At 65.7% G+C, this 21197-nt stretch carries 17 protein-coding genes; 10 read left to right on the top strand and 7 right to left on the bottom strand.

Annotated features, from left to right (window positions below; all coding sequences use genetic code 11):
- Positions 1 to 150 precede the first annotated feature (150 nt).
- From pta to MIC97_RS19330, 5 genes are all read right to left on the bottom strand, one after another.
- The gene (pta, locus tag MIC97_RS19350; protein ID WP_239801615.1) at positions 151 to 1161 is read right to left on the bottom strand and encodes a phosphate acetyltransferase; all 1011 of its coding nucleotides are present in this window, start codon (positions 1159 to 1161) and stop codon (positions 151 to 153) included.
- Positions 1161 to 2216: a YeiH family protein gene (locus MIC97_RS19345; protein WP_239801614.1), complete on the bottom strand. Its 1056-nt coding sequence runs from the start codon at positions 2214 to 2216 to the stop codon at positions 1161 to 1163. The genes pta and MIC97_RS19345 overlap by 1 nt, the downstream gene beginning before the upstream one ends.
- A 78-nt stretch (positions 2217 to 2294) precedes the next feature.
- A complete protein-coding gene (gene xsc / locus MIC97_RS19340; protein WP_239801613.1) occupies positions 2295 to 4070 on the bottom strand; it encodes a sulfoacetaldehyde acetyltransferase in 1776 nt (591 codons plus the stop codon).
- Between the two features lie 60 nt (positions 4071 to 4130).
- Positions 4131 to 5531, bottom strand: a complete 1401-nt coding sequence (locus tag MIC97_RS19335; RefSeq protein ID WP_239801612.1) for an FAD-binding oxidoreductase — start codon at positions 5529 to 5531, stop codon at positions 4131 to 4133.
- A gap of 33 nt (positions 5532 to 5564) precedes the next feature.
- Positions 5565 to 5954, bottom strand: coding sequence for a nuclear transport factor 2 family protein (locus MIC97_RS19330; protein WP_239801611.1), 390 nt, complete (start codon positions 5952 to 5954; stop codon positions 5565 to 5567).
- Positions 5955 to 6191: 237 nt separating this feature from the next.
- On the opposite strand from MIC97_RS19330, the gene MIC97_RS19325 reads away from it, so the two are divergent.
- Complete coding sequence (locus MIC97_RS19325; protein WP_239801610.1) at positions 6192 to 7685, top strand: PLP-dependent aminotransferase family protein; 1494 nt, start codon at positions 6192 to 6194, stop codon at positions 7683 to 7685.
- A 166-nt stretch (positions 7686 to 7851) separates the two neighbouring features.
- Here MIC97_RS19325 and MIC97_RS19320 read toward each other — a convergent pair whose 3' ends face one another.
- Positions 7852 to 9228: an esterase-like activity of phytase family protein gene (locus MIC97_RS19320; RefSeq protein ID WP_239801609.1), complete on the bottom strand. Its 1377-nt coding sequence runs from the start codon at positions 9226 to 9228 to the stop codon at positions 7852 to 7854.
- 264 nt (positions 9229 to 9492) lie between these two features.
- Here MIC97_RS19320 and MIC97_RS19315 point away from each other — a divergent pair, with 264 nt between their 5' ends.
- Both MIC97_RS19315 and MIC97_RS19310 read left to right on the top strand, forming a co-directional pair.
- Positions 9493 to 10077 (top strand): rhodanese-like domain-containing protein, encoded by a 585-nt coding sequence (locus MIC97_RS19315; protein ID WP_239801608.1) that lies wholly within the window; start codon positions 9493 to 9495, stop codon positions 10075 to 10077.
- 87 nt (positions 10078 to 10164) lie between these two features.
- Positions 10165 to 10539, top strand: coding sequence for a metalloregulator ArsR/SmtB family transcription factor (locus tag MIC97_RS19310; protein ID WP_239801607.1), 375 nt, complete (start codon positions 10165 to 10167; stop codon positions 10537 to 10539).
- 152 nt (positions 10540 to 10691) lie between these two features.
- On the opposite strand, the gene fghA is transcribed toward MIC97_RS19310, so the two are convergent.
- Positions 10692 to 11540, bottom strand: a complete 849-nt coding sequence (fghA, locus tag MIC97_RS19305; RefSeq protein WP_239801757.1) for an S-formylglutathione hydrolase — start codon at positions 11538 to 11540, stop codon at positions 10692 to 10694.
- 473 nt (positions 11541 to 12013) lie between these two features.
- Between fghA and ahpC the strand changes: the two genes are divergently transcribed.
- The 7 genes from ahpC to MIC97_RS19270 all read left to right on the top strand — a co-directional run bounded on the left by ahpC (position 12014) and on the right by MIC97_RS19270 (position 21025).
- On the top strand, positions 12014 to 12577 hold the full coding sequence (ahpC, locus tag MIC97_RS19300; RefSeq protein WP_239801606.1) for an alkyl hydroperoxide reductase subunit C: 564 nt from the start codon (positions 12014 to 12016) through the stop codon (positions 12575 to 12577).
- Positions 12578 to 12700: 123 nt separating this feature from the next.
- Positions 12701 to 14269 (top strand): alkyl hydroperoxide reductase subunit F, encoded by a 1569-nt coding sequence (gene ahpF / locus MIC97_RS19295; RefSeq protein ID WP_239801605.1) that lies wholly within the window; start codon positions 12701 to 12703, stop codon positions 14267 to 14269.
- Between the two features lie 28 nt (positions 14270 to 14297).
- On the top strand, positions 14298 to 15215 hold the full coding sequence (locus MIC97_RS19290) for a LysR substrate-binding domain-containing protein (protein WP_239801604.1): 918 nt from the start codon (positions 14298 to 14300) through the stop codon (positions 15213 to 15215).
- 128 nt (positions 15216 to 15343) lie between these two features.
- Complete coding sequence (locus MIC97_RS19285; protein WP_239801603.1) at positions 15344 to 16198, top strand: branched-chain amino acid aminotransferase; 855 nt, start codon at positions 15344 to 15346, stop codon at positions 16196 to 16198.
- A 137-nt stretch (positions 16199 to 16335) separates the two neighbouring features.
- Entirely contained in the window at positions 16336 to 17739 is a 1404-nt protein-coding gene (locus MIC97_RS19280; RefSeq protein ID WP_239801602.1) for a sigma-54 dependent transcriptional regulator, read from the top strand.
- A 91-nt stretch (positions 17740 to 17830) separates the two neighbouring features.
- Positions 17831 to 19831, top strand: a complete 2001-nt coding sequence (locus MIC97_RS19275) for a cache domain-containing protein (RefSeq protein ID WP_239801756.1) — start codon at positions 17831 to 17833, stop codon at positions 19829 to 19831.
- Positions 19832 to 20056: 225 nt separating this feature from the next.
- A complete protein-coding gene (locus tag MIC97_RS19270; protein WP_239801601.1) occupies positions 20057 to 21025 on the top strand; it encodes a helix-turn-helix domain-containing protein in 969 nt (322 codons plus the stop codon).
- Positions 21026 to 21197 lie beyond the last annotated feature (172 nt).

Raw genomic sequence — 21197 nt, 5'->3', positions numbered from 1 at the left:
TTCCCGCCGGGATCGGATCGCTCACGTCTGCGCCTGAAGCACCCGAACCCCTGCCCACATGGGATAGGGGGGATTGCGGGATGCCGGCGGTCCACTCCCCTTGTGGCCCTTTGTGGGGAGGGTAAGGTTCGGGAGCTATCAGGGGTAGCGCTACGTCCTCATTTCAGCCTGCGAAGCCTGCACGCTGGTGACTGCGATCATGTTGTAGGCGTCGTCGGCGCTGCAACCCCTTGAGAGGTCGTTGGCGGGTTTGGCCAGCCCCTGAAGAACGGGCCCAATGGCTTCGGCCCCGCCGATGCGCTGGGCGATCTTGTAGCCGATATTGGCGGCGTCCAGATTGGGAAACACGAAGACGTTGGCCTGCCCGTGCAGGGCGGAGTTTGGGGCCTTGGCGGCGCTGACCGCTTCGACGAAGGCGGCGTCGAACTGCAACTCGCCGTCGATGAGAAGATCGGGTGCTGCGGCGCGGGCAAGCCGCGTCGCCTCCACCACCTTCGACACCCGCTCATGGGCGGCGCTGCCGCCGGTCGAGAAGGACAGCATGGCGACGCGCGCCGTCTCGCCCGTCAGCGCCTCGCAGGAGCGGGCGGAGGCCAGCGCGATGTCGGCAAGGGCGGCGGCATCCGGGTCGACGACCAGCCCGCAATCGGCGAACACGAACGCGCCCTTCTTCTGATGGTGCGGCTGGCACAACATCATCAGGAAGAAGGAGGAGACGATGGCGACGCCCGGCGCGCGGCCGATGGCCTGCAGGGCGGCACGCACCGTATCGGCGGTGGTGGCGACGGCCCCGCCCACCGTGCCGTCGGCCTCGCCCTCGCGCACCATCATCGCGGCGAACAGCAGGGGCGAGCGCAGCGCGTGCAGGGCCGCCTGCGCATCGACGCCCTTGGCCCTGCGCAGGTCATGCCAGCTTGCGGCGAGGGGCTGTGTCAGCGTGGAGGTTTCGGGATCCTCAATGCGGAAGCGGGCGGGGTCGGCCCCGCAGGCGGCGAGTTGCGCCTCGACCTGCGCCCGCGCGCCGATAAGCACGATGTCGGCGATGCCGTCATTCACGGCGCGAACGGCGGCCGCGGCGATGCGCGGGTCCTCGCCCTCGGAGAGCACGATGCGCCTGCGCGCCCGTTTCGCGGCCTCGACGATGCGTTCAAGCGGCTTCATCACACATGTCCCAGATAATAGATGCCGGCGAGGATGAAGAGGCCGATGAACAGGGTCTCGGCGACGATCAGCGCCACCGCGTCACCACCCACCTCCAGCACGCGGCCGAGCGAGGTCTTCATGCCCACAGCGACGATTCCGGCAAGCAGGGCCCAGCGCGACAGATCGGAAGCGGGCCCGGAAACGGCCTCGGGAACGAAGCCGAGAGAGTTGAGCGCCGCCAGCGCCAGAAAGGCCAGCACGAAGCCGGGCAGCAGCGGCGGGCGGACGGGCTTGCCGGAAGCGTTCTGCGTGGCCATGTCCATCCCTTGCCCGACATTGCGGGTGGCGAGCGCGAACACGATCACCACCGGGGCCAGCATGGTGACGCGGATGAGCTTGACCAGCGTCGCCGTGTCGCCCGCTTCCGGCGATACGGAAAAGCCTGCCCCCACCACCTGCGCCACATCGTGGATGGTGCCACCGAAAAAGATGCCGGTGGCGCGCGCGTCGAGGCCGAGCGACTGGGCCAGGATCGGATAGAAGATCATGGCGACCGTGGACAGCACCGTCACCGACAGCACGGTGAAGATCAGGTTACGCTCGGAGAATTCGTTCTTCGGCAGCACGGCGGCAATGGCCATGGCGGCGGACGCGCCGCAGATCGCCACCGCTCCGCTGGTCAGCAGCGCCAGCCGCCAGCCGCGCCCCAGAAGCCGGGCTGCGGCCAACCCGAAGCCGACCGTCGCCGCGATCGCCAGCACCAGAAGCAGGATGGTGCCGGCTCCCAGCCCCAGCAGAAGCTCGACGCTGATGCGCATGCCGAGCAGCGCCACGCCGAGCCGCAGCACGGTGCGCGCGCACAGTTCGATGCCCGGTCCGCAGCGCCCCTCTTCCGACAGAAAGTGGAAGGCGATGCCGAGCAGCAGCGCCATCAGCATGGCCGGCGCGCCGTAGTGATCCGACAGGAACTGGGCCGCGATGGCGACGGCCACGACCACGGCCACGCCGGGCCACACTCTGCCGAACGCCGGGGGCAGGCTCCGGAGGCGTCCTTGCGCCGGCGCGATGCTCATGGTCCTGCCTCCTCCCCGTTCCGCATCACCGATGATGGCCGGCCCCGCCCCTGCGGGCGAGGCGCTGGCCGTATTGCCTCAGACGGGCTGCTGGGCCTGCATGTCGGCCTTGTCGACGCCGGCCACAGACACCGGCTTCTTCATGGCGTCTCGGCGGAAGGGCTCGCCCAGCTCCTGATTGAGCACCACCTCGATGAAGGTGGTGACGCCTTTGGCCTGCGCCTCGCAGGCGGCGCGGATCGCTTCCGTCACCTTCTGCGGCGTATCGGCCATCACGCCTTTGAAGCCGCAGGCCTCCGCCACCTTCGCGTAGCTGAAGTTGCGGTTCAGCTCGGTGCCGACGAAGTTGTTGTCGTACCAGAGCGTGGTGTTGCGCTTTTCGGCACCCCACTGGTAGTTGCGGAACACCACCATGGTGATCGCCGGCCATTCGTCACGGCCGATCGAGGTCATCTCGTTCATGGAGATGCCGAAGGCGCCGTCGCCGGCAAAGCCCACCACCGGCACGTCCGGACAGCCGATCTTGGCCCCGATGATCGACGGGAAGGCATAGCCGCAGGGACCGAACATGCCCGGCGCGAGATATTTGCGCCCCTCGCCGAAGGAGGGATAGGCATTGCCGATGGCGCAGTTGTTGCCGATGTCGGTGGACATGATGGCGTTTGCCGGCATGCCGGCCTGAATGGCCCGCCATGCCTGACGCGGCGACATCAGCCCCGCATCGCGCACCCGCGCTTCCTCGTTCCAGCTGGTGCCCGGATCGTCGTCCTCATGGTCCATGGAGGAGAGCAGCTGGAGCCATGCCGAGCGGGTCTGGTGGATGGACGCCTTGCGCGCCTCGCGGCCATCGTCGCCGGCCGAAGGCGAAAGCTGATCGAGGATCTGGCGCGCCACCTGTCTGGCATCGCCGCAGATGCCGACGCTGATCTTCTTGGTCAGGCCGATGCGATCGGGATTGATGTCGACCTGAATGATCTGCGCCTCCTTCGGCCAGTAGTCGATGCCGTAGCCGGGCAGGGTCGAGAACGGGTTGAGGCGGGTGCCGAGCGCCAGCACCACGTCGGCCTTCGAGATCAGCTCCATCGCCGCCTTCGAGCCGTTATAGCCGAGCGGGCCGACGGCAAGGCGGTGGTCGCCGGGGAAGGCGTCGTTATGCTGGTAGCCGCAGCACACCGGCGCATCGAGGCGCTCGGCAAGGGCGACGGAATCCGCGATCGCCCCGCCGATGACCACGCCGGCCCCGTTGAGGATGACCGGGAATTTCGCCGACGACAGAAGCTTCGCCGCCTCGGCGATCGCTTCCCGGCCGCCCGCCGGACGCTCCAGCCGAACGATCTGCGGCAGGTCCACGTCGATGACATGGGTCCAGTAATCGCGCGGAATGTTGATCTGGGCGGGCGCGGAGCCGCGCCATGCCTTCTCGATCACCCGGTTGAGCACCTCTGGAATGCGGGCGGGATCGCGCACCTCTTCCTGATAGCAGACCATGTCCTCGAACAGCGCCATCTGCGGCACTTCCTGAAAGCCGCCCTGACCCATGGTGCGGTTGGCCGCCTGCGGCGTCACCAGCACCATCGGCGTGTGGTTCCAGTAGGCGGTCTTGACCGCCGTGACGAAACCGGTGACGCCCGGTCCGTTCTGGGCGATGGCCATCGCCATCTTGCCCGTGGCGCGCGCATAGCCGTCAGCGATCAGGCCTGCATTGGTCTCGTGCGCGCAATCCCAGAAGCTGATGCCGGCCTTCGGAAACAGGTCCGAAACCGGCATCATGGCGGAGCCGATGATCCCGAACGCATGTTCGATGCCATGCATCTGCAAAACCTTCACGAAGGCTTCTTCGGTCGTCATCTTCATTGTCGTGTTCCCTTTCATGTCATTGTTGGGCGCGGGAGGCGCCGCTGGCTGAAGCAACGCTCACAGCAATTCGTCGCGCAGGTGATACCAGTGGTAGAGGGCGCGCTGGCCCATGCGCCGGAACGGCGTCAGCAGCCCGTGATGGGGCAGCGCCGAGGTGAAGATAGGCAGGTCCAGCCCTTCCCCCTTGCCGGCGACCATCTGCGCCAGCCGGCGGCCGGCCTGCGCCGAATACATCACCCCGTTGCCGCCATAGCCCATGGCGTAGAACAGGCTTTGCGCCGGATCGGGCTGCGCGATGCGCGGCATCATGTCGTGGCTGACATCGACCCAGCCCCACCATGAATACTCGACCTCGATGCCCTTCAGCGACGGGAATTTTCGCGCCATGCCGGCCAGCAGCAGGTCGAGGTGTTTTTGGTTGGTCGCATCCGCCCCGGTGATGGCGCTGCGCGAGCCGATCTGGAAGCGGTTGTCGGGCATCAGCCGGTAATAGTGGCGCAGCGTGCGCGTGTCGGTGAGCGGGATCTTCGTGCGGAAATTCAGCGCGTCGACTTCCTGCTCGCTGAGCGGCCTTGTGACGATGGAGTTGGACAGGACCGGCATCAGCCGGTGCTTCGTCAGCGGATGCAGGCCGGGCGAGGTGTAGCCGGCGGTGGCGAAGGCGACGGCGCGGGCGCGCACCGTGCCGCCGGGCGTCGCCAGATAATGAAAACCGTCCCGCCGGCTGTAGCCGATGACCGGGCTGTCGGTATGAACCTTCGCGCCCAGCTTACGGGCGAGCTTCAGGTAGCCGAAGGCGAGCTTGCCCGCATGAACGCCCATTCCGTCCGGCTCGTACATCGCGCCCCGCGCTTCCGCGTCGCGCACGAAATCGCGGTGGACCTCGTCGCGGCCGAGAATGCGGGTTGGATAGCCGAACACCTCGTTGAGCAGCTTCGATTCCTTCTCCAGTCCCGGCATCATCTTGTCGCGATGGGCGATGTAGAGATGGCCGCCATCCTGAGGCAGGCAGTCGATCTCCGGCTCGGCGATCAGGGCGCGGAACAGGTCGAAGCCCTCGGCGATCTCCCGGTGCAGTTTCTTCGCGACATCCACGCCCCAGCGCTCGATCCACTGCGAGCGCTTGAGGCGGCCTGCCGAAATCTGCGCCTGCCCGCCATTGCGGGTGGAACAGCCCCACGCCACCCCGTTCGCTTCCAGAACGGTGGCCTTTATGCCGTGCTCGCGGGCCAGATGAATGGCGCAGGAAAGCCCCGTATAGCCCGAGCCCACCACCACGACATCGGCATCGATGTCGGCCCGCACCGGCCCGTCATCGGCCGGCGGCGAGCCCGCCGTGCCGATCCAGTAAGTCGGCGCATAGTCGCGGCCATGGCCGGGATCGGGCGCCACGACCGGGTCGTAGGTGGGATCATAGGGCTTGCGGGCTTGCCCGCTTTCGATTGCCTGATGCTGCATGGCTGAAAATCCTGCGCCCGGACGGGCTTGCTTTCACGCGGCGATGAGCGGCCGCTGCTTGCGGAAGGCCTGCTTCCTCACGATCCTGCCGTCGCGCAGCGTGAACAGGTCGCAGCCCTCAGCCTCGACGCGGCTGCCGTCTTCGTTGGTGCCGCTGAAGGTCCATTCCGAAACGGCGCGGTCGCCATGGACGAAGTGGCTGTGATGGTCCCAGCGCGCATCCTTCATCGCCGCCCATACGCCCGAAAACGCCGCCGCGATGGCCGGCGCGCCCTCGATGCGCGTGCCCCAGGCCTCAGCGCCGCCGATGGTGTCGAACACGCAGTCGGGCGCGAACCAGGCCATGATCCCGTCGATGTCGTGCCGGTTGAAGGCATCGAACAGCGCCGCGAGATCGGCTGCGGTGAGTTGCGGGGTGGTCATGTCGGTTCCTCCCGGCCGGGCAGTGCTTTTCCTGCCGCAGCCCATGCGTCATCGTGCGGGCGCGGAACGCCCGTCATTGCTGTTGGCGGAAGCTGCCGGAACCATCCGTCCGGGACGGAAATGATCGCAGCCGCTTCCCGTGTTCACTTTTGCGAATGAGGTGATGCTACGGGAGGAATGGCCCTTGCCTTATATCCAAATGGGAACTTCAATGAGTCCAATTGGGGGAGACAAGCATTGAGCCAGCAGATCGTATCCGAGACGATTTTCTTCATCGACCGCAAGTCGCGGTCCGGGTTGCAGAACCAGATCCGCGAGACGCTGGTTTCGGCGGTGCTGTCGGGCCGGCTGGTGCCGGGCGCGCGCCTGCCCTCGACGCGCAAGCTGGCCGATTACCTCAACATCTCGCGCATCACGGTCACGCTGGCCTATCAGGAGCTGGCCTCGCAGGGCTATCTGGAAGCGAGGGGCCGCAGCGCCTATTTCGTTGCCGACAGCTCGCCGCAGGCAGGCCCCGGTTCCGGCGAGAGTGCGGCCGCCGAAAGCTCCGTCAACTGGCCGGCCAAGATCAAGGCCAGCTTCTCAATCGCCAAGCCCATCCGCAAGCCGCTGGACTGGCACCGCTTTCCCTTCCCCTTCCTCTACGGCCAGATGGACCCGACGCTGTTCGACCTCTCGGCATGGCGCGATTGCGCGCGGCGCGCGCTGGCGCGCGAGGATTTCGAGCTGATGGCCGGCGATTTCGCCGCCGCCGACGATGTGCAGCTGGTCAACTACATATGCAGCCGCTCGCTGCCGAACCGCGGCATCAAGGCCAGCCCCGACGAGATACTGGTGACGGTGGGCGCCCAGAATGCGCTGTGGCTGGCCATCCAGCTGATGCTCAAGCCGGGATCGGTGGCGGTGTGCGAAAATCCCTGCCATCCCGATCTGAGTGCGGCGCTGCATCTGAGCGGCGCCGACGTCATTGCCGTCGATGTCGACGAGGGCGGGCTACGGCTGGATCTTTTGCCGGCAAAGCCGGACGTGGTGTTCGTCACCCCGAGCCACCATTCGCCGACCGCCGCCACCATGCCGATGGAGCGCCGGCTCGACCTTCTGGCCGAAGCCGAAAAGCGCGACTTCATCATCGTGGAAGACGATTACGAATTCGAGATGAGCTTTTTGAAGCCGCCTTCGCCGGCGCTCAAGTCGCTCGACCGCAACGGGCGCGTGCTTTATGTCGGCTCCTTCTCGAAATCGCTGTTTCCGGGGCTGAGGCTCGGCTATCTGGCGGCGCCCGCGCCGGTGATCCGCGAGGCGCGGGCTTTGCGCGCGCTGATGCTGCGCCATCCGCCGGGCCATCTGCAACGCACGGTGTCCTACTTCCTGGCGCTCGGCCATTACGATGCGGTGATCCGCCGGATGCGGCTCGAATACCGCAAGCGCCATGAGGTGATGGCGGCGGCGCTGGAGCGGCACCGGCTCAAGATCGCCGGCGCTTCCGATTTCGGCGGCACCTCCTTCTGGATCGAGGGACCGCAGGGGCTGGACGCCGACCGGCTGATGAACGAGCTGCGGCAGGACGGCGTGCTGATCGAAACCGGCTCGCCCTTCTTCCCCGACATGGACGGCCCGTGCCGCTTCTTCCGCATGGGCTATTCCTCGATCCCCGCCGGCCGCATCGAGGAAGGCGTTGCCCGCACCGCCGCGCGCATCGCGGCGATCATGCAGGATCAGGCTGCGGCATAGGCAAGGGCGAGCATCCGGCGAACCAGAAAGGACAGGCAGCGGAGATAAGTCCCCCCGCCGCCCGGTTGGCTGGAGCATTGCTGCTTTTCTGCGACGCCGGATGTTTCCATCCGGCTATAAAATGCTCCAGCGGCACGTTCAGCGTGCCGTGCGGACAGTGCCGCGCCTATTTCGCCGCGAGGAAATCCGCCACGTCGAGCAGGATGAACTCGTTGTTGGCGGCCTGGCCGATGCGACGGCCCGCCGAGAAGGGCAGGTTGTTGTCGTTGGCGATCAGAATGTGGGTGTCATCGTAGAGCATCACATCCTCGATGGTGAAGAAGGGGAAGGTGAACTTGCCCTTCAGGTCGCGCGCGGCATCGGTTTCCAGAATGGCCTTGCCGTCCGGATCCTGAATGTCCATCAGGTCGATGTGGCCGATGCGGTGGATGAAGCCGTCGGCGTCGATGCGGGCGGTGTCGACCAGCACGATGTTCTTCACCTTTGCCGGAACCGGATAGCAGGCCGACTTGTCCCCGGCACCCTCGGCGCAGGCAAGGCTCGGATCGCCCTCGCCATTGTCGCGCTCGATGACCAGAGCGCGGCTGTCGTCGATGAAGTTGAAATCACCGATCGCCGTAGCGCCCTCGGCGAGGCGGAACTTGTAGCTGTCGCCGGTCCAGCCGCTCTTGCCCGTATCGCCCTTGCCCGTATCGAAGGTGATGACGCGCAGGAAGTCGCCTTCCGGCTTGCCGTCTTCACCGAGGATCGGCTTTTCCAGCATGGCCCACAGGAGATTGGTCTTCGGCTGAAGCGCCATGCCCTCATATCCGCCGGAGCGCTGCACCTGAAAATCCTTGCCGGGCTGGGCGGGAACCACGGTGCCGGGCGTGTCGGGACCGGTCAGCGCCTTGCCGTCCAGCATGGTCTGGTGAACGTTCAGCACCCGGCCGTCGGCCGTGGCGTGGATGATGTAGGGGCCGAACTCGTCGCCGATCCAGACCTCGCCGTCGAGGACCTGGATGCTTTCGGGATCGAAATCCGCGCCGGTGAGATAGCGGCTGTCCGTGCCTTCATAGGCGATGCGGAACGGCACCTTGCGGTCGGGATCGCGCAGGAACACCGATTCGATGCGCTCCACCTTGCCGGTTTCGAAATCGGGTTTCACGCGGTGGAAGAACAGGAGCGCATCGGGGCTGTTGGCCTTGGTGCCGAAGCCGTTGTCGGTCAGCGTGTAGATGCTGCCATCTTCGGCGCGGTTCATGGCGAAACCCGACAGGCCCTGCACGGGTTGGCCGATGAAGGGCAGCGAAATGCCGGTCGGATGGCCGCCATAGGCGGGGCCGACATCGCCCGGCACCGACATCACGTCATGGTTGCGCGTCTTGCCCGTGAACTTGCCCGAGATCCACGCGTCCTCAGGCGCATCGGCAGGCGGGGGAATGAGCGTGAACGCCGGCAGATAGGCATGGCCGGCGAGCTTGGCGGGGAAGGTTTCGGCGGCGGAGGCCGGCAGGTGAAAAGCCAGAAGCGCGGCCGTGGCCAGAAGGGTCTTCTTGAACATGGAAGGGGTCCTCGGATTGCAGGAAGATGCCCCTTGCGCCTAGCGCGCGGCTGTGACGGTCACGTTTCACAATCGCGACGATCCCGTGACGATCCCGGGCGCAATGCGAGGGCGACCCCCGGGGAGGGAGGGGGCGATGCGGGACGCGGCCTCTTCGGGTCGGCACCTTCCCCGGCTTTTGCGGCCTGCGCGCAAATCTTCCTTGGCAGGAAGCGTTATATATGTATGAATATAGATAATTCTATCTATCAAGGGAGACCCTCCGTGCGCCTGCTTGCCTTCGCTCTGTCCATATTCGCCTTTTTCTCCACGCAGGCGCTTGCCGTGACGGAGGCCGATCTGCCGAAGTCCAAGCACACGAAGCTTGGTCTCTACCTCACCCCTTCCGAGGCCCATGAGATGATCGGGCAGGACCCGGCAAAGGTGCTTTTCATCGATGTGCGCACGCCCGCGGAGATGAACTTCATCGGCATGCCGACCGAAGCCGACGCCAATGTTCCTTACATGCTGATGCCCGATTTCCCGGTCTGGGACGCGGAAAAGTCCAGTTTCAAGCTGGAACTGAACCCCGATTTCGTGCCCGCCGTGCGTGAGCGCCTGGAAAAGAAGGGGCTCGACCAGAACGCGAAGGTCATCGTCATGTGCCGCTCCGGCGACCGCAGCGCGGCTTCCGCCAACCTTTTGGCCGAGGCCGGCTTCACCAATGTCTACAGCATCGTCGAAGGCTTCGAGGGCGACATGGCCAAGGAAGGCCCCACTGCCGGCACCCGCAGCGTGAACGGCTGGAAGAATGCCGGCCTGCCATGGTCCTACAAGCTCGACCGCGAAAAGATGTACGGCCTGCAATAGGCCTTGTCGCTTCCATCCTTATATTCATTCAGATATAAGGATGGTTGCATATTACCTCGACGGAACGCTTTCGCGCAGGGCCGGACCATGAAGATTGATCTCGATTCCATGCAGGCGGCGGCAGACTATGCCAGCGAGTTGCTGAAAGTGCTCGCCAACCGGCATCGCCTGATGATCCTGTGCATGCTGATGGAGGGCGAAAAATCCGTCGGCCAGCTGGTGGAGCTGCTCGGCGTGCGCGATTCGACCGTCTCGCAGAACCTTGCCACGCTGCGCCGCTGCGGGCTGATCAGCGGCCGCCGCGATGGCCAGATGATCTGGTACCACGTCGAAAGCAGCCCGGCGCGCGGGGTTCTGGAATCGCTCTACAGTTCGCTGTGCGAGCCCCAGCGGCAGCAGCCGAAAGCCAAAACGTTCACCGCCCCGCTCTCCATGTGGAGCACTGCTGCCCTGCGGGCCTGAACCAAGACGCATCCATACAGATAAACGCAACGGATCGCGTCCCCTGAGCGCCGGCGCAACCGCTTCAGCTGTTGCGTCACACATGTCGCCCGCCACCGCTTCTGGTTACGGGCGACTTGCCTGTCGCCGGGGCCTGTCTCCGGGGCTGAAACTCAGCGAAGCCGGTCGGCGTGCCAGCGCAGATGATCGTCCATGAAGGTGGAGATGAAATTGTAGGAATGGTCGTAGCCGTCCTGCATGCGCAGCGTCAGCTCCATTCCGGCATCCCGGCCCGCATCCCGGCAGGCCTTCTCCAGAAGCTGCGGGCGCAGGCCTTCCTCAAGGAAGGAGTCGGCCGTGCCCTGATCGACCAGCAATTCGGGGAACCGGCGGCCGTCGGCGATCAGCAGCGTGGCGTCATAGGCGCGCCATGCCGCCTCGTCGGCGCCGAGATATTTCTCCAGCGCCGGCCGCGACCAGCCCGCCGTCGAGGGCTGCGCGATCGGGGCGAAAGCGGTGCAGCTGCGATAGCGGCCGGGATTTTTCAGCGCGATGGTGATCGCGCCATGCCCGCCCATCGAATGGCCGAAAATGCCCTGCCTTTCCATGTCGGCGGGGAAGTTGGCGGCGATCAGCGCCGGCAGCTCCTCCGTGATATAGGAATACATGCGATAGTTCTTCGCATAGGGCGCTTCGGTGGCATCCAGATAGAAGCCGGCGCCCGAGCCGAACTGCCAGTTGTCCTTTTCGTCCGGCACGCTCTCGCCGCGCGGGCTGGTGTCGGGACACACCACGATCAGCCCAAGCTCCGCGGCAAGCCGGCGGTACTCGCCCTTGTCCATCACATTGGCATGGGTGCAGGTCAGCCCCGACAGATACCACAGGACCGGAACCGGCGCCTCCTTTGCAGCCTGCGGCGGCACGAACACGGCAAAGGTCATGTCGCAGGCGCAGACCTCGGAAGCGTGCGAATAGACACCCTGAACGCCGCCATGCGACTTCGAGGTGGAAACAGTCTTCATCATGGCCGGAACTCCTCCGCGTTGACGGCCATGGCGCGGCGCGAACCCGTGCGTTCGCCTGTCGCGCCATCAGGCTTTGGGGTGATGGGCTTGCGCGGCAACTGACCCTACCGGCCCGCAAAGGTCAAGCCGCCGGGGGCAGCGAAGAAGGAAAGAAATTTTCCGGCAGACGATCTCGCAACTGCGAGAATTCCGATTCTTGCGGGCTCGTCTCATGTCGGCCCTGCAAACCCCGCGAGGGCCTGCCATTCTGTTGAAAACACGAGCCAGAATGTCGCGGCATGGCAGCTATGCAAAATCGCAAGCCTCTGAAATTCGTGCAAAATCCGCCCGATTTCACGGCTTTTCAACGGATTGCGGCGGCTTTCCCCTTTCCGATAGACAAAATCTATCAATCCGGCGGGATCAATCGATTTTACGTGCTGCGGTGCAACATCTATATCCGGTGCCGAACCGTTCCAAAGGAGTGCACAGTGGCTATCATCAATTCGAAGATCAAACCCTTCATGGCGCAGGCCTACCGCCAGGGTAAGTTCATTTCCGTCAGCGAAGAGGATGTGCTGGGCAAGTGGGCGGTCTTCTTCTTCTACCCCGCCGATTTCACCTTCGTGTGCCCGACCGAGCTTGGCGACGTGGCCGACCACTATGACGAACTGCAGAAGATGGGCGTCGAGGTCTACTCGGTGTCGACCGACACCCACTTCACCCACAAGGCATGGCACGATTCTTCCGACACCATCGGCAAGATCAACTACACCATGATCGGCGACCCGAGCGGCGTCGTGACCAACAATTTCGGCGTCATGCGCGAAGGCCAGGGCCTCGCCGACCGCGCCACCTTCATCGTCGATCCCGATGGCGTGATCCAGGCCATGGAAATCACCGCCGAGGGCATCGGCCGCGACGCATCCGACCTCGTGCGCAAGATCAAGGCCGCCCAGTATGTGCGCGCCCATCCGGGCGAGGTTTGCCCCGCCAAGTGGCAGGAAGGCGAGGCGACGCTCGCTCCTTCGCTCGACCTCGTCGGCAAGATCTGACCGCTTCGCGATGATGAAAAGCCGGGCTGCCCGCCTGACAGTGCGGCCCGGCCATCACACAGGGAAGGCCGGGCCTGCGATCCCCGGCCCCAAATTCCCCCACAAATTCCAAGGAGTGCAGCCATGCTCGACGCAAACCTGAAAACCCAGCTCAAGGGCTATCTCGAACGTCTGGTGCGCCCGGTCGAAATCGTCGCCTATGCGGGTGAGGATGCGAAGTCGCGCGACCTGCTGCAGCTTCTCGAACAGATCCGCGAGCAGTCGGACAGGATCACCGTGCGGCGCGGCGACGTGGCCGGCCAGCGCGTTCCCTCTTTCGCGCTCACCACGCCGGGCGAGGACATCCACCTCACCTTCGCCGGCATTCCGCTCGGCCATGAATTCACCTCGCTGGTGCTGGCGCTGTTGCAGGTCGGCGGCTATCCGCCCAAGGTCGAGCAGTCGCTGATCGACCAGATCCGCGCGCTGAAGGGCAATTTCCGCTTCGAGACCTATTTCTCGCTGTCGTGCCAGAACTGCCCCGACGTGGTGCAGGCGCTCAACCTCATGGCTGTGCTCAATCCGGGCATCGAGCATGTCGCCATCGATGGCGCGCTGTTCCAGTCGGAGGTGTCCGAGCGGCAGGTGATGTCGGTTCCGACCGTGTTTCTCAATGGCGAGACCTTCGGCGCGGGCCGCATGGGCGCCGAAGAGATTCTGGCGAAGATCGACACCGGCGCGGCCGACCGCGCCATCGAGACCATCAACGCGCAGGCGCCCTTCGAGGTGCTGATCGTCGGCGGCGGCCCGGCCGGGGCGGCGGCTGCCGTCTATGCCGCGCGCAAGGGCATCCGCACCGGCGTGGTGGCCGAGCGCTTCGGCGGGCAGGTGCTGGACACCATGTCGATCGAGAACCTGATTTCCGTGCCCCACACCGAAGGGCCGAAGCTTGCCCGTGCGCTGGAAGCCCATGTGCGCGAATATGATGCCGAGATCATCAACGGCCAGCAGGCGACGAAGCTGGAACAGCTGGCCGATGGCTTCAAAGTCACGCTGGCCTCGGGCGCTTCGCTGACCGGCGCTTCGGTGGTGCTGTCCACCGGCGCGCGCTGGCGGCGCATGGGCGTTCCGGGCGAGCAGGATTACGTCAACAAGGGCGTGGCCTTCTGCCCGCACTGCGACGGCCCGCTGTTCAAGGGCAAGCGCGTGGCGGTGATCGGCGGCGGCAACTCCGGCGTCGAGGCCGCGATCGACCTCGCCGGTCTGGTCGGCCATGTCACGCTGGTCGAGTTCGACAAGATGCTGCGCGCCGACGAGGTGCTGCAGCGCAAGCTGAAAAGCCTGCCCAACGTCACCATCATCACCTGCGCCCGCACGACGGAAGTGAAGGGCGACGGCAAGCGCGTCACCGGAATTGCCTACGAGGACCGCACCAGTGGCGAAATCCGCGACATCGCGCTGGAAGGCGTGTTCGTGCAGATCGGCCTCGTGCCCAACACCGAATGGCTGAAGGGCACGCTCGCGCTCGACGCGCGCGGCGAGATCATCGTCGACAGGCATGGCCAGACCTCGATCCCCGGCGTGTTCGCCGCTGGCGACTGCACGACCGCGCCCTACAAGCAGATCGTCATCGCCATGGGCGAAGGGGCGAGGGCATCGCTCGCCGCCTTCGACTACCTGATCCGCCTGCCGGCCGAAGAACAGGCTGCCTGAGGGCTTACGACTCGGGGTCCGACATGCGATGAACCTGCGCGAGCTGGAATATCTCGTTGCGCTGGCCGACCAGCGCAACTTCCACCGCGCCGCCGCAGCCTGCGGCGTCAGCCAGCCGACGCTGTCGGCGCAGATCCGCAAGCTGGAGCAGGAACTGGGCGTGGCGCTGTTCGAGCGCGCGCCACGCCGGCTTATCCTCACGCAGGCCGGCGAAGCCGCCGTGCGCCGCGCCCGCGCCGTGCTCGACGAGGTGGCGCAGCTGCGCGACGAGGCGGCGCGCCATTCCGGCGGCGCCACGCGGCGGCTGCATCTTGGCGTCTTTCCCACGCTGGGGCCTTATCTTCTGCCGCATGTGGTGCCGCGCTTCATGCGCGCCTTTCCCGCCACCGAAATCCTGCTGACCGAGGAGAAGAGCAGCATCCTGCTGCGCCGCCTGATCGACGGCCAGATCGACGCGGTGCTGCTGGCGATGCCGGTCGAGGATGCGCATGTGACCGGGCGCAAGCTGTTCAGCGAACCGTTCCGGCTGGCCGTTCCGGCCTCCCATGCCCTTGCAGGGCGCAGCCCCGCGCCCGTCGATGCGCTCGCCAGCCAGAACCTGATGCTGTTGGAAGAAGGCCATTGCCTGCGCGACCAGGCGCTGAGCCTGTGCCGCCGCTACGGCGCGCGCGAATATGACGATTTCCGCGGCACCAGCCTCGAAACCCTGCGCCAGATGGTGATCGCCGGCATGGGCGTGACGCTGCTGCCGCAGCTTGCCTGCACCGGCCATGCCACGTCGAAGGACATGGCGCTGCTGCCTCTGGAATCGGGCGACTTCCGGCGCGACATCGGCCTGTTCTGGCGCAAGACCAGCGGCGCCACCGACCTGATGGAACAGCTGGCGGCCACCATCACCACGGTCGCCGGCCAGCTGATCGGGCAGGCCGGCGCAGAAGCCGCATGATGATGCCGACAGCCATCCCGACGATCCGGTTGCCCGCATATGTCTGTCGAAAAAGCGACATTTGCATTGGACGCAGCCGGCCGGCTGCGGATAGATTTCGCAAAATTTTCTAAGAACCGGGGTTTCCGATGGCGCGGGTTTCCAACCAATGGACGTGGTACAATAATAAATGGCACGAAGGGGATGTGCGCATTCTCGGTGCCGGCTCGCATGCGACATGGCTGGGCTCGCTGGTGTTCGATGGCGCGCGCCGCTTCGAAGGCGTCATGCCCGACCTCGACCTGCACTCCGAACGGGTCAACACCTCCGCCCGGGCGCTCGGGCTCCAGCCGACGCTCAGCGCCGAACGGATCATGGAACTGGTGCATGAGGGGCTGAAGCATTTCGCCGCCGATGCCGCCATCTACATCCGCCCGATGTACTGGGCCGAAGAGGGTGACGCAAGCGTGGTGGCGCTCGACCCCGCCTCCACCACCTTCGCGCTGTGCCTCGAAGAGCGACCTATGGTCGAGCCCGGTGGCTTCACCATCACCACCACCACCTTCCGCCGCCCAACGATGGAAACCATGCCGGTCAACGCCAAGGCGGCCTGCCTCTATCCCAACAATGGCCGCATGCTGGCGCAGGCGCGCGCCGCCGGCTTCGGCAATGCGCTGGTGTGCGACACGCTGGGCAATGTGGCGGAGCTCGCCACCTCCAACGTGTTCATGGCCCGCGACGGCGAGGTGTTCACGCCGGTTCCGAACGGCACCTTCCTCGACGGTATCACCCGCCAGCGCGTCATCCGCCTGCTGCGCGATGCCGGCGTCACGGTTCATGAAAAGACGCTGAGCGTCGACGACTTCCGCAAGGCCGACGAGATCTTCTCCAGCGGCAACATCACCAAGGTGATGCCGGTTCTCGGCTTCGACGACCGCAAGCTGGAGTACGGCCCCTTCGCCCGCAAGGCGCGCCAGCTCTACTGGGACTGGGCGCACGCCTGACGGGCCGCAGATGACGGCGCGGCAACCGCGCCGCGCTTCATCCGTAGCGCTATTCCAAATCCGAACAGGGGCTGTCTTTTCGTTGCCGACCCGCTAGGTTGGAATCGGACATTCACAGCGGCATTGGGAGGATGACAGTGCCCGCACATTCCGTGCACCGGCTAAGCGAACCCGATGGCGATCCCGAATTCGGTCCCTGGCTCGCACAGGCATCGATACTGGTCGTGGACGACGAACCCGGCATGCGCAATTTCCTTGTGCGCACGCTGGGTCCGCGCTGCAAGCGGCTGGAAGAGGCGGCCGACACGCAGGAAGCCACCCGCAAACTCGACAAGCATCATTTCGACATCGTCATCCTCGACAACATCATGCCCGGCAAGAGCGGCGTGGAATGGCTGGCCGAGCAACGCGCCATCGGCTTCTTCGCCGACACCATCCTGATGACGGCCTTCGCCGATCTCGAAACCGCCATTCAGGCACTGCGGGCTGGTGCTGCCGATTTCGTGCTGAAACCGTTCCGCTCCAACCAGATCCTGAACGCCGTGGCGCGCTGCCTCGACCGGGTGCGGTTGCAGCGCGAAAATCAGGTGCTGCGCTACCAGCTGCGCGCCGCCGCCGACCAGATGCTGCTGCGCGACCGGCTGATCGGCGAGTCCGAAGCGATCATGCGGGTGCGCGAGACGATCACGCGCGTCGCCCCGCTGCCGACATCAGTGCTTTTGACCGGCGCTTCCGGCACCGGGAAGGAGGTCGCGGCCCGCTCGCTGCACTCGCTGTCGGACCGGGCCGACAAGCCCTTCGTGCCGGTCAACTGCGCGGCCATTCCGCCCGACATGATCGAAAGCGAGTTGTTCGGCCACCTGAAAGGCGCCTTCACCGGCGCGGAGCGGGCGCGCGAAGGCATCTTCATGCATGCGCAGGAAGGCACGCTGTTTCTCGACGAGATCGGCGACCTGCCGCTGCCCATGCAAAGCAAGCTGTTGCGCGTGCTGGAGGACCGGCGCGTGCGGCCTGTGGGCTCGGAGCGCGAGGTGCCGGTCGATCTGCGCTTCGTGTTCGCCACCAATGCCGACCTTGAGCGGCTGGTGCAGCAGGGGCAGTTCCGGGCCGACCTCTATTTCCGCATCAACGTCATGCAGATCCACATGCCGCCGCTGAACGATCGCGGCAACGATGTGTATGATCTGGCCGAGCTGTTCATGCAGAAGCTGTCGCGCCAGCTTGGCATGCCGCCCGTGCCGGTGGATGCCGCCGCCCGCGCCGCACTCGGCCGCTACGACTGGCCGGGCAATGTGCGCGAGCTGCACAATCTGATCGAGCGCACGCTGATCCTCGGCCGGTTCCCGGTCGAGCATCTTGTGAACACGCGCCAGACGCCCGGCGACGCAGCCAACGCCGCAGCCGACAGCCTGGCGGATATGGAGCGCCGGCATATTCTCGGCATGCTGCGCGAAACCGGCGGCAATCGCGACGAGGCGGCACGCAGGCTCGGCGTTTCGCGCAAGACCATCGACCGCAAATGCGCGGCGTGGAATGTCTGACACGCAAGGGCCTTCACCGGACCAGAGCAAGCCGGACCAAAACGGGCCGGACCAGAACGGGCCGAACCGGAGCGGGCCGCAACGCGGCCGGATGAGTGCGGCGCGCTCGGTTCGCGTCCGGCTTCTGGCCATCGCACTTCTGCCGACGCTGGTGCTTTTGCCGCTGCTTCTTGGCGTCACCATCCTGCGCTGGAATTCCAAGTTCGATGCCGCGCTGATCTCGAAGGTCAATGGCGATCTCACCATCGCGCATCAGTATCTGGAGCGGCTGCTGGAAAACACCGGCGAGCGCATGGCAGCCCTCAGCGGATCGTCGCGCTACCGCGACGCCGTTGAACCGCAGGCCCGAACGCCAGCCGCGCTGCGCGACCTGCTGGAAGAGCAGCGGCAGGCGCTGGGCTTCGACTTCCTTTATCTCGTCGACGAGCAGGGCAGGATCGCAGCGACCGCGCGCGACATGGCCTCAGGTGTGCCCCGCGCGGACTGGCCGATCATTCAGGGCGCGCTGGAAGGGCGGCCTTCCACCGCCATCGACATCTTTGAAAGTGCCGATCTGGCCGTGTTCTCGCCGGCGCTTGTGGAACGGGCGCGCGTGGAACTGGTGCCGACGCCCAATGCCGTGCCGACCGACCGCGACGAGGAAACGCGCGGCATGGTGATCCATTCCGCCGGCCCGGCCCGGCTTGCCGACGGACGGCAGGGCGCGCTGGTGGGCGGGTTGCTGCTCAACCAGAATCTGGAATTCATCGACACGATCAACGATCTCGTCTACCGCGAAGCCAGCCTGCCCGAAGGCAGTCAGGGCACGGCCACGCTGTTCGTGGACGATGTGCGGGTGAGCACCAATGTGCGCCTGTTCGAGGGGCGGCGCGCGCTCGGCACCCGCGTTTCGGCCATCGTGCGCGCGGCGGTGCTGGACAAGGGCCGCACCTGGCTCGACAGCGCCTTCGTCGTCAATGACTGGTACATTTCCGCCTATGAGCCGGTGACAGACAGCTACGGCAACCGCGTCGGCATGCTCTATGTGGGTTTTCTGGAAGCGCCCTTCACGCAGGCCAAGCATGAGACGCTGATCACCATCCTGCTGGCCTTCCTTGCCATCACCGCCGTCAGCGTTCCGGTTTTCCTGCGCTGGGCAGGCTCCGTGTTCCTGCCGCTGGAGCGCATGACGGGCACCATTACACGAGTAGAAAGCGGCGACCTTGGCGCGCGCACCGGCGTTCGCCAGGCGCGCGACGAGATCGGCCGCGTCGCCATCCACCTCGACAATCTGCTCGATCAGTTGCAGGCGCGCGATGCCAGGCTGCGCGCCTGGAACGACGAGCTCAACATCCGCGTGGAGGAGCGCACGCGCGAGCTGGAACTCGCCAACCGCCAGCTTGAGGCCACCACGCGCCAGCTCATCATGTCGGAGAAGCTGGCCGCCATCGGCGAGATCACCGCCGGCGTGGCGCATGAGATCAACAATCCCATCGCCGTCATGCAGGGCAATCTGGAGGTCATCCGCGCGGTGATGGGCGACAAGGCGCGCGAGGCCGGCACCGAATTCAGGCTGCTGGACGAGCAGATCCACCGCATCAGCCAGATCGTCACCCGCCTGCTTCAGTTCGCCAAGCCGGAGGAATATGCCGGCTATGTGGAGCGCCATGCGCCAGATGACGTGATCACCGATTGCCTGCCGCTGGTGCAGCACCTTCTCAACCGCAGCCGCGTTTCCGTCGAGCGCCGGCAGCAGGCGCAGCGCATGGTGCTGATGAACCGCACCGAGCTGCAGCAGGTGCTCGTCAATCTCATCGTCAACGCGCTCCACGCCATGCCGGACGGCGGCAGGCTGACGCTGGCGACCCGGGACACGGAAATGGAGGGGCGCAGCGGCCTCACCATCACCGTGGCCGACACCGGCATCGGCATGTCGGAGGAAACGCTGCGCAAGGCCTTCGATCCCTTCTTCACCACCAAGCGCCGCGAAGGGACCGGCCTCGGCCTGTCGATCACCCGGAAGCTGATCGACCGTCAGGGTGGCAAGATCATGGTCGAAAGCGAACCCGGCAAAGGCACCGCCTTCATGATCTGGCTGCCCGAGGCGGACTGACTTCAATTCTGCGTGTGCGCCCGGCATGCTCCCTTGGTCGGATTTGCAACTAACCGGACCGGAGGCTACACTCAAAGGAAGGGCCTGCGACGGCCCCTGAGGCAATGCCGGGCAGGGTGGAGGATGCCCGGACAGGAACAGGCCTCGGAACAATGCGCTGATGCGTAACTCCTGAAGCAACGCACGGCGTTTTGTGAGGCAAAGGAAGCCGCCCGGGAGGAGCCGATGGGTGCATCCGTAGTTGCGCAGCATGCCAGCAGAATTCACGCTGCCATCGAATCCGACGCCGCCGCGAAATCGGCGCTGGTCGCCTCATGGCGGCGCTCGTCGGCACTGCACAAGCTCGACCCGGCTGAGCGCAGGGCGCCGCAACGGGTCACCGATCATGAGCTCAATCACGCCCGCCAGCGTGTCGAGCGGCTGCTGCGCGCCTCGCAGGCGAGCCTGGACCGGCTTTATCTGGCGGTGGGCGGCATCGGCTGCTGCGTGCTGCTGGCCGACCGCGACGGCGTGCCCATCGAGCGGCGCGGCGCTGCCGCCGACGACGAGACGTTCGAGCACTGGGGGCTGTGGACGGGCACCGTCTGGAGCGAGGAAAGCGAAGGCACCAACGGCATCGGAACCTGCCTCGTGGAAGGGCGCGCGCTGACCATCCACCGCGACCAGCATTTCCATTCCAGGAACACGCTTTTGTCGTGCACCACCGCGCCGATCTACGACCACGAGGGCAATCTCGCCGCCGCGCTCGACGTTTCGTCCTGCCGGGCGGACCTGACCGAGAGCTTCATTCACCTGATCGCCATGGCGCTTGGCGATGCGGTGCGCCGCATCGAGGCGGAGAACTTCCGGCTCGCCTATCCCGACGCCCGCATCGTGATGGCGCCGACGCCCGATCAGGCGCCGGGCGCGTTTCTGGCTGTCGACCGGGACGATCTGGTGGTGGGGGCGACCCGCTCTGCCCGCATCGCCTTGGGCCTGACCCCGGAAGTGCTGGCCCGGCCGCTGCCCGCCGCCGATCTGCTCGGCGGCGACACCAGCTTCTCGGAGGATCTGCGGCAGGCGGAACGCATGGTACTGGAACGCGCGCTGATCCGCTCCAACGGCAATGTGACGGCGGCGGCGCGCGCGCTTGGCATGTCGCGCGCCACGCTGCACCGCAAACTCGGCAGGTTCGGCCTGCGCGGTGCGAACTGACCGGCGGTTTTTCCCCCGCCGGCATTTTTGGACCGCCCATTTTGTGACGGCCCCGGCATTTTTCTACGGACAAGTGTCGCAAGGCTGAGACAGTTGGCCTGAAGCATCTGCCATCGACGGGCTGACACGGAGCAAAGGTAAGGAAACACTTCACTTCGACGCGCCGCATGAG

Origin of the sequence: Aquamicrobium sp. NLF2-7, from assembly GCF_022359935.1 — a bacterium.
Classification (GTDB): Bacteria; Pseudomonadota; Alphaproteobacteria; order Rhizobiales; family Rhizobiaceae; genus Mesorhizobium; species Mesorhizobium lusatiense.
The sequence above is the reverse complement of the archived record's forward strand: the minus strand, read 5'-3'. Positions and strand labels throughout refer to the sequence as shown.

Excerpts from the sequence above, each read along its gene's own strand:
- MIC97_RS19330 (WP_239801611.1), bottom strand. The coding sequence starts at position 5,954 with ATGACCACCCCGCAACTCACCGCAGCCGATCTCGCGGCGCTGTTCGAT.
- MIC97_RS19320 (WP_239801609.1), bottom strand. The coding sequence starts at position 9,228 with ATGTTCAAGAAGACCCTTCTGGCCACGGCCGCGCTTCTGGCTTTTCAC.
- pta (WP_239801615.1), bottom strand. The coding sequence starts at position 1,161 with ATGAAGCCGCTTGAACGCATCGTCGAGGCCGCGAAACGGGCGCGCAGG.
- MIC97_RS19310 (WP_239801607.1), top strand. The coding sequence starts at position 10,165 with ATGAAGATTGATCTCGATTCCATGCAGGCGGCGGCAGACTATGCCAGC.
- MIC97_RS19335 (WP_239801612.1), bottom strand. The coding sequence starts at position 5,531 with ATGCAGCATCAGGCAATCGAAAGCGGGCAAGCCCGCAAGCCCTATGAT.
- MIC97_RS19270 (WP_239801601.1), top strand. The coding sequence starts at position 20,057 with ATGGGTGCATCCGTAGTTGCGCAGCATGCCAGCAGAATTCACGCTGCC.
- MIC97_RS19275 (WP_239801756.1), top strand. The coding sequence starts at position 17,831 with ATGAGTGCGGCGCGCTCGGTTCGCGTCCGGCTTCTGGCCATCGCACTT.
- ahpF (WP_239801605.1), top strand. The coding sequence starts at position 12,701 with ATGCTCGACGCAAACCTGAAAACCCAGCTCAAGGGCTATCTCGAACGT.
- MIC97_RS19290 (WP_239801604.1), top strand. The coding sequence starts at position 14,298 with ATGAACCTGCGCGAGCTGGAATATCTCGTTGCGCTGGCCGACCAGCGC.
- fghA (WP_239801757.1), bottom strand. The coding sequence starts at position 11,540 with ATGAAGACTGTTTCCACCTCGAAGTCGCATGGCGGCGTTCAGGGTGTC.
- MIC97_RS19285 (WP_239801603.1), top strand. The coding sequence starts at position 15,344 with ATGGCGCGGGTTTCCAACCAATGGACGTGGTACAATAATAAATGGCAC.
- xsc (WP_239801613.1), bottom strand. The coding sequence starts at position 4,070 with ATGAAGATGACGACCGAAGAAGCCTTCGTGAAGGTTTTGCAGATGCAT.
- MIC97_RS19345 (WP_239801614.1), bottom strand. The coding sequence starts at position 2,216 with ATGAGCATCGCGCCGGCGCAAGGACGCCTCCGGAGCCTGCCCCCGGCG.